This is a genomic window from Oribacterium sp. Sow4_G1_1 (genome assembly GCF_052116105.1).
Classification (GTDB): domain Bacteria; phylum Bacillota; class Clostridia; order Lachnospirales; family Lachnospiraceae; genus Oribacterium.
Genome location: NZ_JBQKLS010000052.1, coordinates 1 through 536, shown reverse-complemented (window position 1 = coordinate 536; position 536 = coordinate 1). Strand labels below are relative to the sequence as shown.

At 54.1% G+C, this 536-nt stretch carries 1 protein-coding gene; it reads left to right on the top strand.

From position 1 onward, the window contains the following. Positions 1-536, top strand: a 536-nt coding sequence (locus ACTQ52_RS12345) for a DDE-type integrase/transposase/recombinase (protein ID WP_441982792.1), incomplete at both ends; no start/stop codon positions are given.

The window sequence follows — 536 nt, the reverse complement described above, 5'->3', positions numbered from 1 at the left end:
CCTCGAGCTGGAAGGGCGGGTCGCTCCGGGTGTGCTGAAACGCTCGACATTGGAGAGGCATCTCTACAATGCCGGCTTCGGTTCAGAGCATCTGCGGACCTACAAGGATGCTCGAGAGAGTTCCTCGAAGCGCTTCTGCAAGCCACACCGTATGATGCTGATCCAGGGAGACATCAAGTATGGGCCGCTGCTTCCGATTGGAAAACGCGGAGCCAAAGTCAAGACCTACCTGTCGTCGGCGATAGATGATCATTCGAGGTTTGTCATTGCCTCGAAGTTTTACGCCTCTCAGGAGGAAGAGGTCGTAGAGGATACCTTTCGGTCCGTGCTGCTTCGTGCAGGGGCGTTTGATCGATGCTACTTTGATAACGGTACTCAGTACATCGCAAAGCAGCTGAAGCTGTCGCTGGCAAAGCTTGGAATCCCGATCTCGCATGCGCCGGTAAGGAGCGGGAAGTCGAAAGGCAAAATCGAGAAATTCCATCAGGTGGTGGATACATTCGTCCGGGAAAGCAAGCTGAAAAACGTCCGAACAC